The 21,750-nt window shown below is 53.5% G+C and carries 14 protein-coding genes, 4 tRNA genes, 3 rRNA genes and 1 riboswitch; of the genes, 4 read left to right on the top strand and 17 right to left on the bottom strand.

The genetic code is table 11. From position 1 onward, the window contains the following. Positions 1-129: 129 nt before the first annotated feature. Positions 130-1,650, top strand: a complete 1,521-nt coding sequence (locus C1N58_RS18410; protein WP_006121162.1) for a YifB family Mg chelatase-like AAA ATPase — start codon at positions 130-132, stop codon at positions 1,648-1,650. Positions 1,651-1,673: 23 nt separating this feature from the next. Here C1N58_RS18410 and C1N58_RS18405 read toward each other — a convergent pair whose 3' ends face one another. Further along, on the bottom strand, positions 1,674-2,012 hold the full coding sequence (locus tag C1N58_RS18405; protein WP_006121163.1) for a DUF413 domain-containing protein: 339 nt from the start codon (positions 2,010-2,012) through the stop codon (positions 1,674-1,676). Positions 2,013-2,133: 121 nt separating this feature from the next. Here C1N58_RS18405 and hdfR point away from each other — a divergent pair, with 121 nt between their 5' ends. Continuing rightward, positions 2,134-2,958, top strand: a complete 825-nt coding sequence (gene hdfR, locus C1N58_RS18400) for an HTH-type transcriptional regulator HdfR (protein WP_006121164.1) — start codon at positions 2,134-2,136, stop codon at positions 2,956-2,958. A 109-nt stretch (positions 2,959-3,067) separates the two neighbouring features. Here the strand turns inward: hdfR and C1N58_RS18395 are convergent. The 9 genes from C1N58_RS18395 to btuB all read right to left on the bottom strand — a co-directional run bounded on the left by C1N58_RS18395 (position 3,068) and on the right by btuB (position 11,779). Further along, positions 3,068-3,143, bottom strand: a tRNA-Trp gene (locus C1N58_RS18395). Positions 3,144-3,151: 8 nt separating this feature from the next. Further along, positions 3,152-3,228, bottom strand: a tRNA-Asp gene (locus tag C1N58_RS18390). Positions 3,229-3,465: 237 nt separating this feature from the next. Further along, positions 3,466-3,581, bottom strand: a 5S ribosomal RNA gene (gene rrf / locus C1N58_RS18385). A gap of 104 nt (positions 3,582-3,685) precedes the next feature. After that, positions 3,686-6,590: ribosomal RNA gene (locus C1N58_RS18380) — 23S ribosomal RNA — on the bottom strand. Between the two features lie 202 nt (positions 6,591-6,792). After that, positions 6,793-6,868, bottom strand: a tRNA-Ala gene (locus C1N58_RS18375). Between the two features lie 142 nt (positions 6,869-7,010). After that, positions 7,011-7,087 (bottom strand) — tRNA-Ile (locus C1N58_RS18370). Positions 7,088-7,160: 73 nt separating this feature from the next. Next, positions 7,161-8,701: ribosomal RNA gene (locus C1N58_RS18365) — 16S ribosomal RNA — on the bottom strand. The 16S, 23S and 5S rRNA genes sit together here with 4 tRNA genes alongside, the layout of an rRNA operon. 395 nt (positions 8,702-9,096) lie before the next feature. Then, positions 9,097-9,948 carry a glutamate racemase gene (gene murI / locus C1N58_RS18360; protein WP_394564398.1) on the bottom strand — a complete coding sequence of 284 codons (852 nt, stop codon included), beginning with the start codon at positions 9,946-9,948 and terminating at the stop codon, positions 9,097-9,099. Continuing rightward, entirely contained in the window at positions 9,893-11,779 is a 1,887-nt protein-coding gene (gene btuB, locus C1N58_RS18355; protein WP_394550189.1) for a TonB-dependent vitamin B12 receptor BtuB, read from the bottom strand. The genes murI and btuB overlap by 56 nt, the downstream gene beginning before the upstream one ends. Before the next feature lie 66 nt (positions 11,780-11,845). Next, a riboswitch (cobalamin riboswitch) is annotated at positions 11,846-12,029 on the bottom strand. A 121-nt stretch (positions 12,030-12,150) separates the two neighbouring features. On the opposite strand from btuB, the gene trmA reads away from it, so the two are divergent. Then, positions 12,151-13,254: a tRNA (uridine(54)-C5)-methyltransferase TrmA gene (gene trmA / locus C1N58_RS18350; RefSeq protein ID WP_394564397.1), complete on the top strand. Its 1,104-nt coding sequence runs from the start codon at positions 12,151-12,153 to the stop codon at positions 13,252-13,254. Positions 13,255-13,288: 34 nt separating this feature from the next. Here the strand turns inward: trmA and C1N58_RS18345 are convergent, their stop codons facing one another. Next, the gene (locus tag C1N58_RS18345; protein WP_006121168.1) at positions 13,289-13,642 is read right to left on the bottom strand and encodes a YijD family membrane protein; all 354 of its coding nucleotides are present in this window, start codon (positions 13,640-13,642) and stop codon (positions 13,289-13,291) included. Positions 13,643-13,656: 14 nt separating this feature from the next. Continuing rightward, the gene (gene fabR, locus C1N58_RS18340) at positions 13,657-14,304 is read right to left on the bottom strand and encodes an HTH-type transcriptional repressor FabR (RefSeq protein ID WP_006121169.1); all 648 of its coding nucleotides are present in this window, start codon (positions 14,302-14,304) and stop codon (positions 13,657-13,659) included. Positions 14,305-14,497: 193 nt separating this feature from the next. On the opposite strand from fabR, the gene sthA reads away from it, so the two are divergent. Next, on the top strand, positions 14,498-15,898 hold the full coding sequence (gene sthA, locus C1N58_RS18335) for a Si-specific NAD(P)(+) transhydrogenase (RefSeq protein ID WP_033738119.1): 1,401 nt from the start codon (positions 14,498-14,500) through the stop codon (positions 15,896-15,898). Here sthA and oxyR read toward each other — a convergent pair. From oxyR to argC, 5 genes are all read right to left on the bottom strand, one after another. After that, positions 15,881-16,798 (bottom strand): DNA-binding transcriptional regulator OxyR, encoded by a 918-nt coding sequence (oxyR, locus tag C1N58_RS18330; protein ID WP_006121171.1) that lies wholly within the window; start codon positions 16,796-16,798, stop codon positions 15,881-15,883. The genes sthA and oxyR overlap by 18 nt on opposite strands. 352 nt (positions 16,799-17,150) lie before the next feature. Then, the gene (argH, locus tag C1N58_RS18325; RefSeq protein ID WP_033738117.1) at positions 17,151-18,524 is read right to left on the bottom strand and encodes an argininosuccinate lyase; all 1,374 of its coding nucleotides are present in this window, start codon (positions 18,522-18,524) and stop codon (positions 17,151-17,153) included. An 88-nt stretch (positions 18,525-18,612) separates the two neighbouring features. Beyond that, complete coding sequence (locus tag C1N58_RS18320; RefSeq protein ID WP_033738115.1) at positions 18,613-19,830, bottom strand: argininosuccinate synthase; 1,218 nt, start codon at positions 19,828-19,830, stop codon at positions 18,613-18,615. Between the two features lie 24 nt (positions 19,831-19,854). Continuing rightward, on the bottom strand, positions 19,855-20,631 hold the full coding sequence (gene argB, locus C1N58_RS18315) for an acetylglutamate kinase (protein ID WP_006121174.1): 777 nt from the start codon (positions 20,629-20,631) through the stop codon (positions 19,855-19,857). Between the two features lie 14 nt (positions 20,632-20,645). Continuing rightward, positions 20,646-21,650, bottom strand: coding sequence for an N-acetyl-gamma-glutamyl-phosphate reductase (argC, locus tag C1N58_RS18310; RefSeq protein WP_039342537.1), 1,005 nt, complete (start codon positions 21,648-21,650; stop codon positions 20,646-20,648). Between the last annotated feature and the right edge of the window lie 100 nt (positions 21,651-21,750).

Genomic DNA, 21,750 nt, shown 5'->3' with positions numbered 1-21,750 from the left:
TCCGGTTCCACAAAAAAAGCGTGCGGATGTATAGTGCGCAAAAAAATCACGGCGCAGCTTACATTTTGTCCTTTTGGCCCTCGCCGTCATTGAAGCGCCAGGGCAGACTTGCCGCATTTGGGAGCGGCCATGTCTTTGTCAAAAGTTCTGACACGTGCAGCCATCGGGGTTGATGCGCCGCTGGTGACTATTGAAGTCCATATCAGCAACGGATTGCCTGCCCTGACGTTGGTGGGCTTACCGGAAACTACCGTCAAGGAGGCACGCGAACGTGTCCGTAGCGCCATCATTAACAGCGGCTTTGATTTCCCTGCCCGGCGAATCACCATCAATCTGGGCCCGGCCGATCTGCCTAAGGAAGGCGGGCGCTACGATTTGCCCATGGCTGTCGCCATTCTGGTCGCGTCTGAACAGCTCCCTGCAGAGAAGCTGGGCGGATATGAGTTTCTGGGCGAGCTGGCGCTAAACGGCGCTCTGTGTGGTGTACAGGCCGCCATTCCGGCTGCCCTTGCGGCGATTAAAGCTGGCAGGCAGTTGATTCTCTCAGCAGAAAACCAGACTGATGTGGGTTTAATCCGTAAAGGCTCAACGCTGGTAGCCGCGCATTTGATAGACGTTTGTGCTTTCTTACACAACAGGGGTGAACTCACGATTGCCACCGCCCACGCCGATAACACCGACGAAATCACAGACGATCTTCGCGATATTGTCGGGCAGGAACAAGGACGCCGTGCCCTGGAGATCACGGCGGCCGGTGGACATAACCTGATGCTGATCGGACCGCCAGGCACAGGCAAAACCATGCTTGCCACTCGTTTACCCGGCATCATGCCGCCATTAAGCGATCAGGAGGCCTTAGAATGCGCAGCGATAGCCAGCCTGAGTAATGCGGGCCCTGTGCATCATTCATGGCGTAAAAGGCCGTTCAGGGCCCCTCATCATAGTGCTTCACTGTATGCGCTCATTGGCGGCGGCGCATTGCCCCGTCCCGGCGAGATCTCGCTGGCCCATAATGGAGTGCTTTTCTTAGATGAATTGCCTGAATTCCAGCGCAGCGTTCTGGATGCATTGCGCGAACCCATTGAGTCCGGTGAAGTCGCGATTTCGCGAGCCAGGGCTAAGGTGGTTTACCCTGCACGTTTTCAGTTAGTCGCTGCGATGAATCCCAGTCCGACAGGACACTATCAGGGACAGCATAACCGCACCTCACCGCAGCAGATTTTACGCTATCTCAGCAAACTTTCCGGCCCCTTCCTTGATCGCTTTGATCTGTCGCTGGAGGTGCCATTGCTACCGCCGGGACTGTTAGGCCAGCAACAGCAGACGGGAGAAAGTTCTGTGGCGGTACGCGAGCGCGTGCTTGTTGCCCGGCAAAGACAGATTGCGCGTTCAGGAAAAATCAACGCTCATTTAGCTAATGCGGAGGTGTTACGGTGGTGTGCGCTTTGTTCAGCGGATGCGAAGTGGCTGGAGTCTGTTTTAAATCAGTTGGGCTTATCAGTACGGGCGTGGCAGCGGATCCTGAAAGTGGCGCGCACGGTGGCCGATTTGGCCGGTGAAGAGACGATCAGCCGTTATCATTTGCAGGAAGCCGTCAGTTACCGAAGCATTGACCGCCTCATGACCTATCTTCATAACAACCTGCAGTAAAAAGGGGCTTTCGCCCCTTTTCATTAATCGTCGCTTTCTGTGTAGTCTTCAACGGTATCCATTTGTGGCTTACCGCCTGACAGCGTGTGAAAACGCTTAGGACGCTTGATACGGGTCATGTATTTGGACCAGACACGTTCTGCTTCCGTCTGCGGCTCACGGACACCACGACATACCTCGATGAACAAACGCTCTTCTTCTGTCGCTGGTTCACGTTTGGCAAGATCCAGCTCATTAAACGCGACGCCGTGGCGTTCAAGTAGCTGTGCTTCTTTAATCGTAAAGTCCCCATGACGCGAAAATCCGCGTGGGTAATGTTTGTTATCAAAGAAACGATTTTCCGTTGAGAAGCTTTCCGCCATGTTACACGCTCCTGTTTCTCTTATGGCCGTGCTATTTATGGCGCGGAGTATTAGATACGCTTGACAGAGTGTAAAACAAAACATTTAAATCTATACGACAAACAAATTTTGGGAGAAGGCTGTGGATACGGAATTACTGAAAACTTTCCTGGAAGTGAGCAGAACTCGCCATTTCGGGCGTGCTGCAGAAGCACTTTACTTAACGCAGTCTGCTGTCAGTTTTCGCATCCGCCAGTTAGAAAACCAACTGGGAGTGAATCTTTTTACCCGACACCGCAACAACATCCGTTTGACCTCGGCAGGTGAGCGTCTTTTGCCTTACGCGGAAAGTCTGATGAATACCTGGCTTATGGCGAAGAAAGAAGTGTCGCACACGCAGCAGCATCATGAGCTGTCCATTGGTGCCAGCGCCTCACTTTGGGAAGCCTATCTGACGCCATGGCTTCAGACACTCTACGAAAACAGGGAAAGTCTGCACCTGGAAGCGCGTGTGGCGCAGCGTCATTTGTTAGTTAAACAGTTGCATGAACGCCAACTGGATTTATTGATTACGACGGAAGCACCAAAGATGGATGAATTGACCAGCCAGCAGATAGGTCATATCTCGCTGGCACTGTTTCGTTCCCGGCAGACCGAAAAGCGTGAGAAATATGACTATATTAAGCTGGAATGGGGCGCGGACTTTCATCAGCACCAAAGTTATCTTTCCGGCGGGGACGATGTTCCGGTATTAACAACGACATCAGCACAGGTGACGCGTGAATTGTTGCACACGACAGGAGCCTGCGCGTTTCTGCCCGAGTTCTGGCAAAGCTTGTACAGCGACCTGATAGTGATGCCCGATACGTCTGTGGCGGTGCGGCCTTTGTATGCGGTATGGCTGCAAAACAGTGATCAGCAGACGTATATCCGTCAGTTGCTGAAGTTTCCAGTCGTGCCGAATTAAAGAGAGGGAAGAAAGCGAGGATTAAGCCAGTCTTTGCTGGCTGGTTTTCTGTTTTGCTTTTCTTAAGGCAAAAAAAATCCTTCGCATACGCAAAGGATTTTTCTTTTTCTGGCAGGGGCGGAGGGACTCGAACCCCCAACACCCGGTTTTGGAGACCGGTGCTCTACCAATTGAACTACGCCCCTAAAAAGGGTGGCGGAACGGACGGGGCTCGAACCCGCGACCCCCTGCGTGACAGGCAGGTATTCTAACCAACTGAACTACCGCTCCACCGATTCTGTACTGATCGCAGAAAAACGTTCTGCTGTCAGGTGTTTCGCCCTTCCGCGTCACCGGTAAGGTCATGACCAGCGTGCTGGTCTTAAATTAATGCCTGGCAGTTTATGAATCACGCTGTGATTCACCCTTCGGGCCGCTGCGTTGCAGCGTTCAAAAGCGTTCGCTTTTGTCCTACTCTCTGTCGAGTAGCGAACTGCCCGAAGTTACGTGCAGGTTTGTTAATTTAATGCCTGGCAGTTCCCTACTCTCGCATGGGGAGACCCCACACTACCATCGGCGCTACGGCGTTTCACTTCTGAGTTCGGCATGGGGTCAGGTGGGACCACCGCGCTACAGCCGCCAGGCAGATTCTGTCTGCCGCACCGCCCTCTCGGGCCGCACGGCGTTATCCGGTAAACAAGGCTGAAAATTCTTTCTGTCTCTCAACCCAAAACGCCTCTGGCGTTGTAAGGTTAAGCCTCACGGGTCATTAGTACCGGTAAGCTCAACGCATCGCTGCGCTTACACACCCGGCCTATCAACGTCGTCGTCTTCAACGTCCCTTCAGGAGGCCCGAAGCCTCAGGGAGAACTCATCTCGGGGCAAGTTTCGTGCTTAGATGCTTTCAGCACTTATCTTTTCCGCACTTAGCTACCGGGCAGTGCCACTGGCGTGACAACCCGGACACCAGCGGTGCGTTCACTCCGGTCCTCTCGTACTAGGAGCAACCCCCCTCAATTCTCCAGCGCCCACGGCAGATAGGGACCGAACTGTCTCACGACGTTCTAAACCCAGCTCGCGTACCACTTTAAACGGCGAACAGCCGTACCCTTGGGACCTACTTCAGCCCCAGGATGTGATGAGCCGACATCGAGGTGCCAAACACCGCCGTCGATATGAACTCTTGGGCGGTATCAGCCTGTTATCCCCGGAGTACCTTTTATCCGTTGAGCGATGGCCCTTCCATTCAGAACCACCGGATCACTATGACCTGCTTTCGCACCTGCTCGAGCCGTCACTCTCGCAGTCAAGCTGGCTTATGCCATTGCACTAACCTCCTGATGTCCGACCAGGATTAGCCAACCTTCGTGCTCCTCCGTTACGCTTTGGGAGGAGACCGCCCCAGTCAAACTACCCACCAGACACTGTCCGCAGCCCGGATCACGGGCCCACGTTAGAACACCAAACATTAAAGGGTGGTATTTCAAGGACGGCTCCACGCAGACTGGCGTCCACGCTTCAAAGCCTCCCACCTATCCTACACATCAAGGCTCAGTGTTCAGTGTCAAGCTGTAGTAAAGGTTCACGGGGTCTTTCCGTCTTGCCGCGGGTACACTGCATCTTCACAGCGATTTCAATTTCACTGAGTCTCGGGTGGAGACAGCCTGGCCATCATTACGCCATTCGTGCAGGTCGGAACTTACCCGACAAGGAATTTCGCTACCTTAGGACCGTTATAGTTACGGCCGCCGTTTACCGGGGCTTCGATCAAGAGCTTCTCCTTACGGATAACCCCATCAATTAACCTTCCGGCACCGGGCAGGCGTCACACCGTATACGTCCACTTTCGTGTTTGCACAGTGCTGTGTTTTTAATAAACAGTTGCAGCCAGCTGGTATCTTCGACTGGCCTCGGCTCCGGGAGCAAGTCCCTTCACCTACGCGCCAGCGTGCCTTCTCCCGAAGTTACGGCACCATTTTGCCTAGTTCCTTCACCCGAGTTCTCTCAAGCGCCTGGGTATTCTCTACCTGACCACCTGTGTCGGTTTGGGGTACGATTTCGTGTTACCTGATGCTTAGAGGCTTTTCCTGGAAGCAGGGCATTTATCACTTCAGCACCGTAGTGCCTCGTCGTCACGCCTCAGTGTAAAGTGCACCGGATTTGCCTGGCGCACACACCTACACGCTTAAACCGGGACAACCGTCGCCCGGCCGATATAGCCTTCTCCGTCCCCCCTTCGCAGTAACACCAAGTACAGGAATATTAACCTGTTTCCCATCGACTACGCCTTTCGGCCTCGCCTTAGGGGTCGACTCACCCTGCTCCGATTAACGTTGAACAGGAACCCTTGGTCTTCCGGCGACAAGGTTTTTCACCTTGTTTATCGTTACTTATGTCAGCATTCGCACTTCTGATACCTCCAGCATGCCTCACAGCACACCTTCAGCGGCTTACAGAACGCTCCCCTACCCAGCAACGCTTACGCGTCGCTGCCGCAGCTTCGGTGCATGGTTTAGCCCCGTTACATCTTCCGCGCAGGCCGACTCGACCAGTGAGCTATTACGCTTTCTTTAAATGATGGCTGCTTCTAAGCCAACATCCTGGCTGTCTGTGCCTTCCCACATCGTTTCCCACTTAACCATGACTTTGGGACCTTAGCTGGCGGTCTGGGTTGTTTCCCTCTTCACGACGGACGTTAGCACCCGCCGTGTGTCTCCCGTGATAACATTCTCCGGTATTCGCAGTTTGCATCGGGTTGGTAAGCCGGGATGGCCCCCTAGCCGAAACAGTGCTCTACCCCCGGAGATGAATTCACGAGGCGCTACCTAAATAGCTTTCGGGGAGAACCAGCTATCTCCCGGTTTGATTGGCCTTTCACCCCCAGCCACAGGTCATCCGCTAATTTTTCAACATTAGTCGGTTCGGTCCTCCAGTTAGTGTTACCCAACCTTCAACCTGCCCATGGCTAGATCACCGGGTTTCGGGTCTATACCCTGCAACTTAACGCCCAGTTAAGACTCGGTTTCCCTGCGGCTCCCCTATACGGTTAACCTTGCTACAGAATATAAGTCGCTGACCCATTATACAAAAGGTACGCAGTCACACCACGAAGGTGCTCCCACTGCTTGTACGTACACGGTTTCAGGTTCTGTTTCACTCCCCTCGCCGGGGTTCTTTTCGCCTTTCCCTCACGGTACTGGTTCACTATCGGTCAGTCAGGAGTATTTAGCCTTGGAGGATGGTCCCCCCATATTCAGACAGGATACCACGTGTCCCGCCTTACTCATCGAACTCACAGCCTGTGCACCTTTGTGTACGGGAGTATCACCCTGTACCCTGCGACTTTCCAGACGCTTCCACTGATGCACAAGCTGATGCAGGTTCTGGGCTCCTCCCCGTTCGCTCGCCGCTACTGGGGAATCTCGGTTGATTTCTTTTCCTCGGGGTACTTAGATGTTTCAGTTCCCCCGGTTCGCCTCATGCCGCTATGTATTCACTGCATGATAGTGTGACGAATCACACTGGGTTTCCCCATTCGGGTATCGCCGGTTATAGCGGTTCATATCACCTTACCGGCGCTTATCGCAGATTAGCACGCCCTTCATCGCCTCTGACTGCCAGGGCATCCACCGTGTACGCTTGGTCGCTTAACCTCACAACCCACAGGCGTTTTGCGCTTGCGTGTTATGAGCTTTTGAGAGACCCGAACGCATCGTGCTGTGTTCCTTATTACGGAGGAACACGACGTGCGTCGTTTCAAATTTTCAGCTTGTTCCGGATTGTTAAAGAGCATAATACTTCGCAGCACACCGTCGCCGGTACGCTCTGAAGTATTGTCAGAAAAAACAGCAAGTATGGTGGAGCTAAGCGGGATCGAACCGCTGACCTCCTGCGTGCAAGGCAGGCGCTCTCCCAGCTGAGCTATAGCCCCATACAGTTACTGCAGAGACCACTACCACCACTCAACTGCGTGCACTTCATGAGAAATGCACTTCGTGCTCAGGCAAGGCGTGTGTCCGCGAAGCATAGTGAACTATGCGAGCCGGAGACATAACGCAGCATGAGTGCGAAGTTGGTAGGCCTGAGTGGACTTGAACCACCGACCTCACCCTTATCAGGGGTGCGCTCTAACCACCTGAGCTACAAGCCTGTAGAGGTTTTTTCTGCTCGTGACTTTCTATCAGACAATCTGTGTGAGCACTGCGCACGAAGGTATCTTCAGGTAAGGAGGTGATCCAACCGCAGGTTCCCCTACGGTTACCTTGTTACGACTTCACCCCAGTCATGAATCACAAAGTGGTAAGCGCCCTCCCGAGGGTTAAGCTACCTACTTCTTTTGCAACCCACTCCCATGGTGTGACGGGCGGTGTGTACAAGGCCCGGGAACGTATTCACCGTGGCATTCTGATCCACGATTACTAGCGATTCCGACTTCACGGAGTCGAGTTGCAGACTCCGATCCGGACTACGACGCACTTTATGAGGTCCGCTTGCTCTCGCGAGGTCGCTTCTCTTTGTATGCGCCATTGTAGCACGTGTGTAGCCCTACTCGTAAGGGCCATGATGACTTGACGTCATCCCCACCTTCCTCCGGTTTATCACCGGCAGTCTCCTTTGAGTTCCCGACCGAATCGCTGGCAACAAAGGATAAGGGTTGCGCTCGTTGCGGGACTTAACCCAACATTTCACAACACGAGCTGACGACAGCCATGCAGCACCTGTCTCAGCGTTCCCGAAGGCACCAATCCATCTCTGGAAAGTTCGCTGGATGTCAAGAGTAGGTAAGGTTCTTCGCGTTGCATCGAATTAAACCACATGCTCCACCGCTTGTGCGGGCCCCCGTCAATTCATTTGAGTTTTAACCTTGCGGCCGTACTCCCCAGGCGGTCGACTTAACGCGTTAGCTCCGGAAGCCACTCCTCAAGGGAACAACCTCCAAGTCGACATCGTTTACGGCGTGGACTACCAGGGTATCTAATCCTGTTTGCTCCCCACGCTTTCGCACCTGAGCGTCAGTCTTCGTCCAGGGGGCCGCCTTCGCCACCGGTATTCCTCCAGATCTCTACGCATTTCACCGCTACACCTGGAATTCTACCCCCTCTACGAGACTCAAGCCTGCCAGTTTCAAATGCAGTTCCCAGGTTAAGCCCGGGGATTTCACATCTGACTTAACAGACCGCCTGCGTGCGCTTTACGCCCAGTAATTCCGATTAACGCTTGCACCCTCCGTATTACCGCGGCTGCTGGCACGGAGTTAGCCGGTGCTTCTTCTGCGGGTAACGTCAATTGCTGAGGTTATTAACCTCACCACCTTCCTCCCCGCTGAAAGTACTTTACAACCCGAAGGCCTTCTTCATACACGCGGCATGGCTGCATCAGGCTTGCGCCCATTGTGCAATATTCCCCACTGCTGCCTCCCGTAGGAGTCTGGACCGTGTCTCAGTTCCAGTGTGGCTGGTCATCCTCTCAGACCAGCTAGGGATCGTCGCCTAGGTGGGCCGTTACCCCGCCTACAAGCTAATCCCATCTGGGCACATCCGATGGTGTGAGGCCCGGAGGTCCCCCACTTTGGTCTTGCGACGTTATGCGGTATTAGCTACCGTTTCCAGTAGTTATCCCCCTCCATCGGGCAGTTTCCCAGACATTACTCACCCGTCCGCCACTCGTCACCCGAGGAGCAAGCTCCTCTGTGCTACCGTCCGACTTGCATGTGTTAGGCCTGCCGCCAGCGTTCAATCTGAGCCATGATCAAACTCTTCAATTTAAAGTTTGATTTGCTGCAACCAGTGCAGCGATGCTCAAGGAAAACGTCGTAATGAATTTCAATACGTGTTCACTCTTAAGACTTGATATTTTTTACGTCCGGAGACGCGGATATCAATCCTGCGAGTGCCCACACAGATTGTCTGATAAATTGTTAAAGAGCAGTGCCACACTTCTCTGTGGCGCGGGCTGCATATATTACGCTTTCCGCTTTATGAGTCAAGCACTTATTTTTGCTAAACTCATCGGTTCGAATCATTCTGAACCTTACTCAACCCGGCGCTTCGTATTCCGTTGTGCCGTGTCAGTGGAGGCGCATTATAGGGAGTTCTTCGAAGCTGACAAGGGCTAATTTCAATTAATTTTCCGAGTGCTGTTTTTTTCAGCGAAAACCCGCTAAAGCGCCAGTTTTTCAAGCAACGGGAAGCCATAACGCTGTAAAATCGGCGATAATTGCGCCGCCTCTTCATCCAGCTCAGTGCAAAACGCCATGTTTTGATCCGGCGAGCGGACTTCGGGTGCTTCATTGTCCAGTAGCCAGGCAGTACGTCTGGCTATTGCGGCACCGGAGTCAATCAAACGCGTACCTTCAGGCAGGACATGCTGAAGCTCATCGCGAAGTAAAGGAAAATGCGTGCAGCCTAATACGACAGTATCCGGTGGCTCCGTCATACGTAACCAGGGTTGCACAATGCGCCTGACGTCATCCAGTGAAACCTTATCGCCATGAAGCTTGGCTTCGGCTAACTCCACCAGCTCGGCTGAGCCCAGCATTTCAATCTTGCAGGTTTTAGCAAACTGCGACACCAGATCATGCGTGTACGAACGCCGGACCGTTGCGCGCGTCGCCAGCAGCCCGACCACACCGTTACGTGTAAGGCGTGCAGCCGGTTTGATTGCCGGTACAACGCCGACAACCGGAAAGGCAAATCGCTCACGTAATGCAGGCAAAGTGACGGTGCTGGCGGTATTACAGGCAATAATGACGAGAGAAATGGGATGACGGCGAGTAATGGCATCAACCATCGCAACAACACGCTCGACAATAAAGGTCTCGGTTTTCTCACCATAAGGAAAACCGGCGTTATCGAACGCATAAAGATAATGCAGGTTCGGCAGGAGTTGCCGAACCTCATCATAGACAGAAAGCCCGCCTACGCCGGAATCAAACACCAGCACAGTCGGGCGCAGGTCAGAAGCTGTAGCTTCCGTTGAGGTAATACTCTCTTCCTGGAGTCTGGTAGCCATACGCTGTCTCGTAATCTTTATCGAACAGGTTGGCAATTCTACCACGAACGGTCAGATGTGATGTGACAGGATACGATACGGCGAGATCAACGGTGCTGTAGGCCGGCAAACGGCGCTGCTCACTCGTGTACTGGCTCGTGTTATTGTCATAACGCTTGCCAAAATACTGGTAAATAACATCTATATCAGCCTCATAAACCGTTACACCCAACTGATATTTCATCTGTTGACGAGACCGGCGAGCCAGGACTTCATCATCCGAATCGCGTCGGGCATCAAGATAGCCTAAGGTGATTTGATGATGCAGGAAGGACGTATCAAAGTCCGCGGTGGCTTCAATACCTTTCATTGTCACCGCTTTCTGATTGAAATAGCCGCCCTGGAATGTCACCGGATCGGACGCATAGTCAATCAGGTTCGTGACGTGATTACGGTAGGCCGCCAGCCGCCAGTTAACGGGGCCACTTAACCCTTCGAGCGCAGCTTCCCATTGTTTTGATTTCTCAGGCTGCAAATCGGGATTGGCGCTAATGCCAAAATGCTTTTGGCCATAAAGCTGCCCCAGCGTCGGTGCCTGGAAACCGGTGCCATAGGAGAGCGATGCCTTATAACCCGGCACAAACTCCCATCCAGCCGCCGTTTGCCAGGTACCATGACGACCATAATCCTGGTTATCGTCCCCCCGGACAGCACCTTCAAGCGTAACAGTGCCCAATTGCTGCTGCGTCGTCAGATATGCCCCGGTATTATCCTGCTTATAGCGGTCCGTTTCTCTGGGCTGTCCAGAAAAGAGTTGGCCTACTGAGCTCAACGCTTGCCGCTGCCAGTCAATCCCGGTACTCACCGTGCCATAACCGACTGCGAAGGCGTTTCCCCATTGAAGGTTGCGCTGATCCATATCATCCAGCGTATTGGAGTCTGCGTAACGTCCCTCAGCGCCAACATAATTATATATTTTGTACTTTTGGTAGCTGGCGACCAGTTGAGAAGAATAATCACCTTTAGTAAAGCGCAGGCCGGTATCAAAGGCGTGGTTATAAATCTGCTGCTCATCCGATCCGCCCGGGAAGCCAGCATCGTAGTCAGTATTCGCCGCATAACCATAACCACGAAAGAAACCAGAAAACATGTCATTGAACTTATGCTCACCCCCTGCCCAGAACGCTTTGTTGCGCCAGCCATCACGATCGCGATCGGCTGGAGACGTCGAATCAGGCTGGATGTTATAGCCATTGGTTGCCTGATAAGAACCGGCGACGGTAAGGCGGGTTTGGTCGGTCACATTCTGGTTTACGCCCCCGCTGTATTCCTGATATCCCTTTGACCCCATGCCTGCAGAAAGCACATTGTGATTTTGTGGATTTTGAGTAATCACGTTTACCACTCCGCCAATGGCATCAGCGCCATAGACGGAGGAGCGCGGCCCGCGAATGAATTCAACGCGTTGTATAAGGGAGATCGGAATCAGATTGAAGTCCGCTGCACCGGTGATGCCCGGTCTGGCAAAGGGCACGCCATCCACAAGAATCAACGTCTGGCGCGCTTCAGCGCCTCGCACAAACATTGACGCGCTTTGCCCAATCCCACCGTTCTGCGCAATATCCACGCCGGGCAGGCGACGAAGCACGTCTACCAGATTTTTTGCCTGCCACAGGTCAATCTCATCCCGTGTCACCACCGAGGTTGAAGCCAGTACCGACGAAACCGGCTGTTGAAAACGATTAGCCGTCACGATGAGCGCATCATCACTTCTCTGTGCAAAGCCATTTTGCGCCCAGAGGAAAATCGCCGTTGCACTGAAGGCAAACAGCGGAGTTGTTGTTTTACTCATTTTTATCGCATCCAAAAGAAAAAAGGATGCCGCAGGCATACAGTCGATAGCACGCGATGACTGTACGCGTGGCGACGTCACACCGGCAGGTCTTCGGGCTGGGAATCATAGCAGGTGATGACTTCCCATCCCGCAGGACAGTGTCTGCAATTGCAATCACCCTGACATTCCTTACCGCTGCGCGTCAGCTCCAGATTCACACTGGATTCCCTGTTAACTCAAGGTTGAGGCCGGTGCCCGCAGTCTACGAAGCGCGCACGGGCAAGTCCAGATCTGCACACCCCGACGCTCTGCTCGCGCGCGCAGGACTGGACATCAGCAGGTGAATCCCTACAATCGCCCGGCAAGCAGGCTATTAACCAGGATTAAACATGACACCCGAACATCTCCCTGTTGAACAGTATGACGCGCAGCTGGCGGAAAAAGTCAGTCGGTTAGAAACGATGATGACGCCTTTCGCTGCCCCCGCCGTGGAGGTGTTCCGTTCACCGGTCAGCCACTATCGCATGCGTGCAGAATTCCGCATCTGGCATGATGGCGACGACATTTATCACATCATTTTCGATCAGGAGACGAAACAGCGCATTCGCGTTGACCAGTTCCCGGCGGCCAGTGCCCTGATTAACCAGATGATGCCGAAAATGATGGCGGTCATTCGCGATAATCGCATCCTGCGCCATAAGCTGTTCCAGATTGATTATCTGTCGACGCTAAGCAACCAAATCGTCATCTCCCTGCTCTATCACCGCAAGCTGGATGAGGAATGGCAGCAGGCCGCCACAACGTTACGCGATCAGTTGCGGGCGGAAGGCGTCGATGTGCAGCTGATTGGTCGCTCCACTAAGACCAAAATTTGCCTTGATCGGGATTACGTGGAAGAGCGTTTGCCGGTCGCCGGTAAAGAGATGATTTATCGACAGGTGGAGAACAGCTTCACGCAACCCAACGCGGCGATGAACATTCATATGCTGGAATGGGCGCTGGATGTGACAACGGGTTCCCGTGGCGATTTACTGGAACTCTACTGTGGTAATGGCAACTTCTCGCTGGCGCTGGCCAGAAATTTCCGCCGCGTGCTGGCCACGGAAATTGCCAAGCCATCCGTCGCGTCGGCCCAGTACAACATTGCCGCCAACCAGATTGATAATGTCCAGATTATTCGCATGGCGGCCGAAGAGTTTACCCAGGCAATGAACGGCGTGCGCAGCTTTAACCGGCTGGAGGGGATCGACCTGAAGAGTTATGACTGCGAGACGATCTTTGTGGATCCGCCGCGCAGTGGGCTGGATGAGGAAACCGTCAGGATGGTGCAGGCTTATCGCACGATCCTGTATATTTCCTGCAACCCGCAAACCCTGTGTGACAATCTGCTGGAGCTGGCGCAAACCCATGATGTCACGCGACTGGCCCTGTTTGACCAGTTCCCGTATACCCATCATATGGAATGCGGTGTGCTACTGACGCGCAAAGCGTAAAAAAACGGGAACCCAGGGGTTCCCGTTTTTGTGATTACCGGTTGCGATTGCGCTTGTAACGCAGGGCAATCCAGAACACCAGCCCGACCATAAGAATCGTGGGGATAAAGTTAGATCCGATATCCGGATATTCGGCACGCACTAATGCGCTGTACACCAGGATTCCCAGCAGGAAGAAGGCCGCAGCCAGCCCCGGAACCCCATCGGGCATACTTTTATTCAGGTAGCGTTGATGCAGGCACCATGCCGCCAGCCCCAACGCAATCAACGGGAAAATAGAAAAAGGAACGAAAGCACTAAACAGCACAGAGAACGAGCCGTTCATAGCAAGGCCGGTAATAAAAGCCAGTAACATCGTGCCTTTATCACGGGAGCTTGGGTGGGTCATGGCAGGGTCCTTATTCATAGCTCTTCAGGTTTATCCAGGGTTACCGCCAGGCGTTCTTGTTCCCGGCGATACCAGTAATACGCGCCCTTCGCGATCATACGTAACTGCAATACCAGACGATCTTCCAGCTTACGACGCTGCGCTATATCAATATCCAGCGCCTCGGCACCGGCACTGAAGACAATAGTCACCATCGCTTCAGCCTGCGCTTCGGTGAAGCTGCGCGGCATGCGGTTTTCGACCTCAAGATAATCAGCCAGTTCAGCAATAAAATGTTGGATTTCACGCGCAACCGCCGCACGGAAAGCCGCAGACGTCCCCGAACGTTCGCGTAACAGCAGCCGAAACGCATTAGGGTTATTTTCGATGAACTCCATAAAGGTGGCGATAGAGGTTTTAATGATGCTGCCGCCTTTCGCAATACGTTGACGTGCCTGTCGCATCAACTGCCGCAGCATCAGCCCGCTTTCATCCACCATGGTTAAACCCAGCTCATCGACATCTTTAAAGTGCCGATAAAAAGAGGTTGGCGCGATGCCCGCCTCGCGGGCAACCTCACGTAAACTCAGACTGGCAAAACTGCGTTCGGCGCTGAGCTGACTGAAGGCAGCTTCAATCAGTGTACGTCGTGTACGTTCTTTTTGTTGCGCTCTGACGCCCATTCTCTCTGCCTTGTGAGGTTCTGAAACAGCACTATAACAAAATATTCAGCGTACAGTCCGGCAAACTTTGTGACGACGTGTTAAACCTCACTGAAAGCCAAAACGTGATGAAAATCGCTGTTAGAATTCAGAAGTGCGCGGCGAGATGTTAGAATCTCGTTGTAAAAATGTATAAATAATAGGACGTACCGGTATGCAAAAGTCTTACGATTACGATGTCATTGTGATTGGATCAGGACCAGGCGGTGAAGGTGCGGCGATGGGGCTAGTGAAGCAAGGCGCCCGAATCGCGGTTATCGAACGCTATCACAACATAGGCGGCGGCTGTACACACTGGGGTACGATCCCCTCGAAAGCCCTTCGTCATGCTGTGAGCCGCATCATCGAGTTCAATCAGAATCCCCTCTACAGTGACCATACCCGCCTTCTCCGCTCATCGTTTGCCGATATTCTCAATCACACGGAAAGCGTGATCAGCCAACAAACCGCAATGCGTCAGGGTTTTTACGAGCGCAATCGCTGTGAGCTGTTTCAGGGCGATGCGCATTTCGTGGATGCCAACACGGTTGAAGTGGAACATCATGATGGCACGCGCGAACAGCTGACCGCCGGGAAATTTATTATTGCCTGTGGTTCGCGCCCTTATCATCCGCATGATGTCGACTTTACCCATCCACGTATTTACGATTCCGATTCTATTCTCAACCTGCATCATGAACCCGGCCACGTCATCATTTATGGCGCGGGCGTGATTGGCTGTGAATATGCTTCCATTTTCCGTGGGCTCAATGTCAAGGTTGACCTGATCAACACCCGTGACCGCCTGCTGGCGTTCCTTGATCAGGAGATGTCTGACTCGCTGTCTTATCACTTCTGGAACAGCGGCGTGGTGATTCGTCACAACGAAGAGTTTGAGAAGATTGAAGGCGTGGATGACGGCGTTATCATGCACCTGAAATCCGGCAAGAAAGTCAAAGCGGACTGCCTGCTGTATGCGAACGGCCGTACAGGTAACACCGATTCACTGTCGCTGGAAAATGTCGGTCTGGAAGCGGATGGCCGTGGGCTGTTGAAAGTGAACAGCATGTATCAGACAGCGCAGCCGCACATTTATGCAGTGGGCGACGTCATTGGTTACCCCAGCCTGGCCTCCGCTGCTTACGATCAGGGCCGTATTGCCGCACAGGCCATCATTAAAGGCGAAGCCTCAGCGCACCTGATCGAAGACATTCCGACCGGGATTTATACCATTCCGGAAATCAGCTCTGTAGGCAAAACCGAACAGCAGCTCACGGCGATGAAAGTGCCTTACGAAGTGGGACGTGCGCAGTTTAAACATCTGGCGCGTGCGCAGATTGTGGGGATGAACGTCGGTAGTCTGAAGATCCTGTTCCACCGTGAAACCAAAGAGATTCTGGGCATTCACTGCTTTGGGGAACGTGCTGCGGAGATTATCCATATCGGTCAGGCGATCATGGAGCAAAAAAATGGTGGCAACACAATTGAGTACTTTGTGAATACCACCTTTAACTACCCGACCATGGCAGAAGCGTATCGCGTCGCCGCGCTAAACGGTTTAAACCGCCTGTTTTAACGTGGTATCGAAATAGCCTTGCATATGTGTGCGGATTGCCTCTGCCAGTTGTTCATAACGGCTGCGCAGAGGTGAGCCGGGACGGTAAACCAGCGCAATCGTACGCTGTGGTACCGGCTTATAACAGGGCAGATAACAAACCCCATCACGCACACGCTGTGGCGGGACAGCCAGAGCAGGCAGTAACGTAATACCGCTTCCTGCCGCGACCATATTGCGCAACGTTTCCAGGCTTGTCGCACGGAAATGGGTATCTTCGTCTGCACCCGCTTCAAAACAAAAACCCATGGCCTGATCGCGCAGGCAGTGGCCGTCTTCCAGCATCAGCAGTTTTTCACCAGCCAGATCGGACATTGGCACACGATCGCGTTCGCGCCACGGATGATCCTCATAAACCGCCAGCTTCATCGGTTCATCGAACAGCGGGACTTCAATAAAGGCTTCGCTTTCTTTGACCAGCGCCAGAATCGCGCAGTCCAGTTTGCCGCTGTCGAGCTGAGCCAGCAATTGCTGGGTCTGTGCTTCATGCAGGTACATTTCCAGCTTTGGAAAAGTCTGATGCAGCATAGGAATAATTTGCGGCAGTAAATACGGACCGGTGGTAGGAATCAGCCCAATATGCAGTGGTCCTGACATCGCTTCGCCCTGCTGACTGGCCATCTCTTTCAGCACTTTGACTTCACGAAGGACAGTACGCGCCTGGTCGACCAGCAGCAAACCGGCCTGCGTAAACAGTACTTTGCGGCTGGTACGTTCCAGCAGCATGACACCTAACTCATCTTCTAATTTGCGAATCTGCCCGCTTAAGGTCGGCTGACTGACATGACAGGCATCCGCCGCACGTCGGAAGTGACGATGTTCAGCAAGCGAAACCAGATATTCAAGATCACGGATATTCATTATTACCCTCCATTCCACGATAGCTCGTGGCGATAGATAGAATAGCAACCAACGATTGGCCCTATCAAGAGCGGATGGGAATAATGCCCACATCAAATTCAGACTCATCGCCACCCAGGGAAATGTTTTCTGAATCATAAAGACAGCGTTATCCGCTGTTTTTAGCTGACGCAAATCTTCTGGCAACGCTGATAAAACAAAAAACTGAACAGGCGAAGGCCAGACGACAAGCGTAACGAATCTGAACATCGGTCGGGAGCACCGATGGTCTGATGATGTGCCTAAAATAAAAGTAGTTTCTGAAGCTAGAGGTTGGCGGGCATGGTATGCCCGCTCTTTTTTTATCTGCGACTCAGGCTAAGCGCGCTTTGGCATCCGCAATGGCACGGGCAACCTGAGACGGTGAAACGCCTCCCTGCGCATTGCGCTTATCCAGGCAGGATGACAGGGCCAGCACCGGATAGACATCGTCTTCGATAACAGCACTGAACTGCTTAAGCTGAGATAACGACAAGGCTTCCAGTGCCACACCTTGCGCGATCGCTGCAACGACCGTTTCTCCCACGATATGGTGCGCTTCACGGAAGGGAACGCCTTTTGCCACGAGATAATCGGCCAGTTCAGTTGAGTTTGCGTAACCCTGTTCGGCCGCTTCCTGGCAGCGAGGACGTTTTACCTGCAAACCTTCCAGCACCAGCACGGACATATGCAGGCAGTCCAGCCAGGTATCCAGCGCATCAAACAGCCCTTCTTTGTCTTCCTGCATGTCTTTGTTATAGGCAAGCGGCAGGCCTTTCAGCGTCATCATCATGCCGGTTAACGCGCCCTGAACCCGTCCGCATTTTCCACGGATCAGCTCCAGTGCATCCGGATTTTTCTTCTGTGGCATCAGGGACGAACCTGAGGTGACTTTATCCGAGAGTTCGATAAAGCCGGCTTCGCCGGTATTGAAGAAAATCATGTCTTCCGCAAAACGTGAAAGGTGCACCATGCCGATTGACGCATCGGAAAGCAGCTCCAGCACATGATCACGGTCGGATACGGTATCCAGGCTGTTACGCGTTGCAGACGCGAAGCCTAACCAACCTGCCAGTTGCTCACGGTCAATAGCGTAAGCCGTTCCGGCCAGTGCACCACAACCTAACGGGCTGACATCAAGACGCTTTAACGTATCCTGCAAACGGCTTTCATCGCGCGCCAGCATTTCAACGTAAGCGAGGCACCAGTGTGCAAACGTCACCGGCTGTGCACGCTGTAAATGTGTATAGCCCGGCATCACCGCGTCCTGATTGACTTCGGCAGTCGCCACCAGCGCCTGCTGCAGCTCACGTGTGGCATCCAGCAGTGCGGCAACCTGCTCTTTACACCAGAGTTTCAGGTCGGTCGCCACCTGATCATTGCGGCTACGGCCGGTGTGCAGTTTTTTGCCCAGCGCACCGACTTTCTCAATCAACTGGCCTTCAACCCAGCTGTGAATATCTTCGGCATCGCTTTGCAGGATTTGCTCAGGATTGGCACGAACCTCCTCCAGCAGTGCGTTCAGTGCGGCTTCAAGCTGCTGCTGCTCATCACTGCTCAGGACATTTACCGTCACCAGCGCTTTGGACCAGGCCACTGAGCCAATGATGTCCTGCTCTGCCAGGCGGTAATCAAAACGCAGCGAGTCGTTGAACTGTTTGAAACGTTGATCTGCTGCCTGGGTAAAGCGTCCACCCCAAAGTGCCATGTGAATCTCCTTCAAGTCGTTAAACCAGGGGCGGCCTGAAAGCCGCCCCTGATGTCATACTGAGAGGCGAGGCAATCCCCGCCTGCGATTACTTTTTCTGCTCGTTCAGCGCACGGATACGTGAAGAGAGTGAGAACAGACGAATAAAGCCGCCTGCATGACGATGATCGTAAACTTCGTCTTCGCCGAAGGTCGCGAACTCTTCGGAATACAGGCTGTTAGCTGAACGCTTCTGCGTCGCCGTGGCCTGACCTTTGTAGAGTTGCAGAACCACTTCGCCGTTAACCTCTTCCGCCAGCGACTCTGCAGCCGCCTGGATAGACTTACGCAGCGGTGCAAACCAGCGACCATCGTAAACCACATAAGACATTTCATGGCCCAGCTGCTCACGCCATTTGAAGCTGTCGCGATCCAGAACCAGTTGCTCTACCGCACGCAGCGCGTTAACCATAATGGTGCCGCCAGGGGTTTCGTAACAGCCGCGTGATTTAATGCCTACCAGACGGTTTTCAACGATATCGATACGGCCCACGCCATGTTTTGCGCCCAGCACGTTCAGTTTTTCCAGACACTGGAACGGGCTCAGTCTTTCACCGTTCACCGCCACCACGCGGCCTTTTTCAACGGTTACTGTCACGTCTTCTGGCTGATCGGGCGCTTCCAGCGGATCGACAGTCCAGACCCAGCAATCTTTGTTAGGTGCGTTAGACGGGCTTTCCAGCACGCCGCCTTCGGTAGAAATGTGCCAGGCGTTTTCATCACGGCTGTAGATTTTTTCCAGTGACGCGGTGGTAGGGATGTTGCGCGCTTTCAGATAATCCAGCAGCGCTTCACGCGAACGCAGATCCCACTCGCGCCATGGCGCCACCACTTTCAGCTGCGGCGCCAGTGCGGTGTAAGTGGTTTCGAAACGCACCTGGTCATTACCTTTACCCGTGGCACCGTGGCACAGCGCATCAGCACCCACTTTCAGCGCCAGCTCAACCTGGGCTTTCGCGATGATAGGACGCGCCATTGAGGTACCCAGCAGATACGTCCCTTCATACAGGGCCCCGGTCTGCAGCACCGGATAAACGTAGTCACTGATAAACTCTTCACGCAGATCGACAACGTGACATTCTGATGCACCTGACTGCAGCGCTTTCTTCTCAACGCCTTCCAGATCGCTACGTTCCTGACCGATATCCGCCACGAACGCGACCACTTCACAGCCGCCATAGTTTTCTTTCAGCCAGGGAATAATGGCCGAAGTATCCAGACCACCGGAGTAAGCCAGTACGATTTTTTTGATGTTTTGCGTTTGCATTTCGTAATCCTTGAATCTGAGTCGTTAAGCGAGAATCCGGGTGCCAATGGACACGCCGTTAAAAAGGGTAGGTAACTGCTCGGCATGACGCCAGCTGGCAATATCGACCGGACGGCCCAGCGTGCGTGCCGCATCCAGCGCAGCGTTCACTTTGACAATCATGCCATCGGTGATGATGCCCTGAGCGATCAGCTGTTCTGCTTTATCTGCCGTCATTTCTTCGATGCGCTGACCTTTGCCATCAAGAATGCCGCTGACGTCCGATAACAAGACTAAGTCAGCACCCAGCGTTGAGGCCAGCGCTGTGGCAGCCTGATCGGCATTGACGTTCATAAGCTCACCGCTGTCGGTGATGCCGATTGAACTGACAACGGGCATGTAACCTGCACCCAGCAGCGTGTTAATTAATGCAGGATTGCCCGGCGTTGCGTTGCCCACATGGCCCAGCGCTTCATCTAACTGGGTGACATTGACCAGGCCCGCATCGCCCAGGCACAGACCGACGGCCTGAATGCCGTATTTTTTCGCCCAGGCCAACAGCGTTTTATTGGCGGTACCAGCCAGTGCGCCGGTGATGATGTCAATCTGATCGGCAGGCGTAACACGCAAACCGTTCTTCTTTTGCACCGGCAGCGCCAGTTTTTTCATCAGTTCATCGACCAGGCAACCGCCACCGTGAACGATAATCAGGGGGCGCTGATGAGCAGAACGGTAGGCCAGCAACGCGTCAAATAAACGGGCCAGTGCTTCTTCGCTGTCTAACAGCACACCGCCCAGCTTGATAATTAATGGATTAGTCATGGTTTAGTCGTCCGTTAAATCAGTGACTGCGTTTCAGGGAAACCGAAACGAATATTAAGACACTGTACTGCCTGAGAGGCTGCCCCTTTAAGCAGGTTATCTTCAGCAGCCACCACAATCAGGTGTTCGCCCTGTACGGCAAAGCCAATATCGCAGTAAGGCAGACCGACCACGGCTTTCAATGCCGGTACGCCTTGCTCGTAAACGCGTACCAGCGGCTTATCATGGTAGGCATTGTGAAAGACCTCAGCGACATCATCACGGCTGACGCCGGCATTAAGACGGCAGGTGATCGTGGCCAGGATGCCACGCGGGAAACTGCCCAGGTGCGGCGTAAAAATTACCGGTGTGCCCAGGTGCGCCACAATTTCAGGATGATGACGATGATTAAAAATACCGTAAGGCTGCAGACTGACTTCACAGAAGCTGGTACCAACATTCGCTTTGCGCCCTGCTCCACTGACGCCACTGGTGGCATTGATGACCGGCCACTGCGCCTCATTCAGTAAACCGGCATCCACCAACGGCTTGAGTGCCAACTGAGAGGCGGTGGGATAGCAGCCAGGGACGGCAATCAGCTGTGCTTCTTTGATTTTTTCCTGCTGGAACTCCGCCAGACCGTAAACGGCTTTATCCAGCCAGTCCCCATGCTGGTGCGTGAAGCCATAAAACTGCGTGTAAAACTTGCCGTCGTTGACGCGGAAAGCGCCGGACAGATCAAACACGACGCAGCCAGCTTTCAGAAATTCAGGCGCCAGGTCGTGACTGACTTCGTGGGCCGTCGCCAGAAACACCACATCAACTTTATCTGCCCATTCGTCGGCGCGGCTCAGTGGCTGCAGCGGCAGATCCACCACGCCTTTCAGCTGTGGATGAAGATCGGACAAGCGCTTACCCGCATCGGGACTTTGCGCAGACACCGCCAAAGCGGTTATGTTGATATGTGGATGGCGATTAAGGAAGGTGGCAAGCTCTACGCCAGCGTAACCACTGGCACCAACGATCAGCGTATTCAACATCAGGCTGTATACCTTTATTACAGTCACACGTTCCGGGTCGCGGCCTTGCCCCGTTGCCCACGATGTCGTTTGCAGCGATTTAAGGTTCACATGCACACGA

Source organism: Pantoea sp. SGAir0180 (assembly GCF_043546245.1).
The sequence above is the reverse complement of the archived record's forward strand: the minus strand, read 5'-3'. Positions and strand labels throughout refer to the sequence as shown.

Bases quoted from the DNA above. Each gene is read 5' to 3' on its own strand.
- C1N58_RS18410 (WP_006121162.1), top strand. From the start codon at position 130: ATGTCTTTGTCAAAAGTTCTGACACGTGCAGCCATCGGGGTTGATGCG.
- C1N58_RS18405 (WP_006121163.1), bottom strand. From the start codon at position 2,012: ATGGCGGAAAGCTTCTCAACGGAAAATCGTTTCTTTGATAACAAACAT.
- murI (WP_394564398.1), bottom strand. From the start codon at position 9,948: ATGGCTACCAGACTCCAGGAAGAGAGTATTACCTCAACGGAAGCTACA.
- btuB (WP_394550189.1), bottom strand. From the start codon at position 11,779: ATGAGTAAAACAACAACTCCGCTGTTTGCCTTCAGTGCAACGGCGATT.
- trmA (WP_394564397.1), top strand. From the start codon at position 12,151: ATGACACCCGAACATCTCCCTGTTGAACAGTATGACGCGCAGCTGGCG.
- C1N58_RS18345 (WP_006121168.1), bottom strand. From the start codon at position 13,642: ATGACCCACCCAAGCTCCCGTGATAAAGGCACGATGTTACTGGCTTTT.
- fabR (WP_006121169.1), bottom strand. From the start codon at position 14,304: ATGGGCGTCAGAGCGCAACAAAAAGAACGTACACGACGTACACTGATT.
- sthA (WP_033738119.1), top strand. From the start codon at position 14,498: ATGCAAAAGTCTTACGATTACGATGTCATTGTGATTGGATCAGGACCA.
- oxyR (WP_006121171.1), bottom strand. From the start codon at position 16,798: ATGAATATCCGTGATCTTGAATATCTGGTTTCGCTTGCTGAACATCGT.
- argH (WP_033738117.1), bottom strand. From the start codon at position 18,524: ATGGCACTTTGGGGTGGACGCTTTACCCAGGCAGCAGATCAACGTTTC.
- C1N58_RS18320 (WP_033738115.1), bottom strand. From the start codon at position 19,830: ATGCAAACGCAAAACATCAAAAAAATCGTACTGGCTTACTCCGGTGGT.
- argB (WP_006121174.1), bottom strand. From the start codon at position 20,631: ATGACTAATCCATTAATTATCAAGCTGGGCGGTGTGCTGTTAGACAGC.
- argC (WP_039342537.1), bottom strand. From the start codon at position 21,650: ATGTTGAATACGCTGATCGTTGGTGCCAGTGGTTACGCTGGCGTAGAG.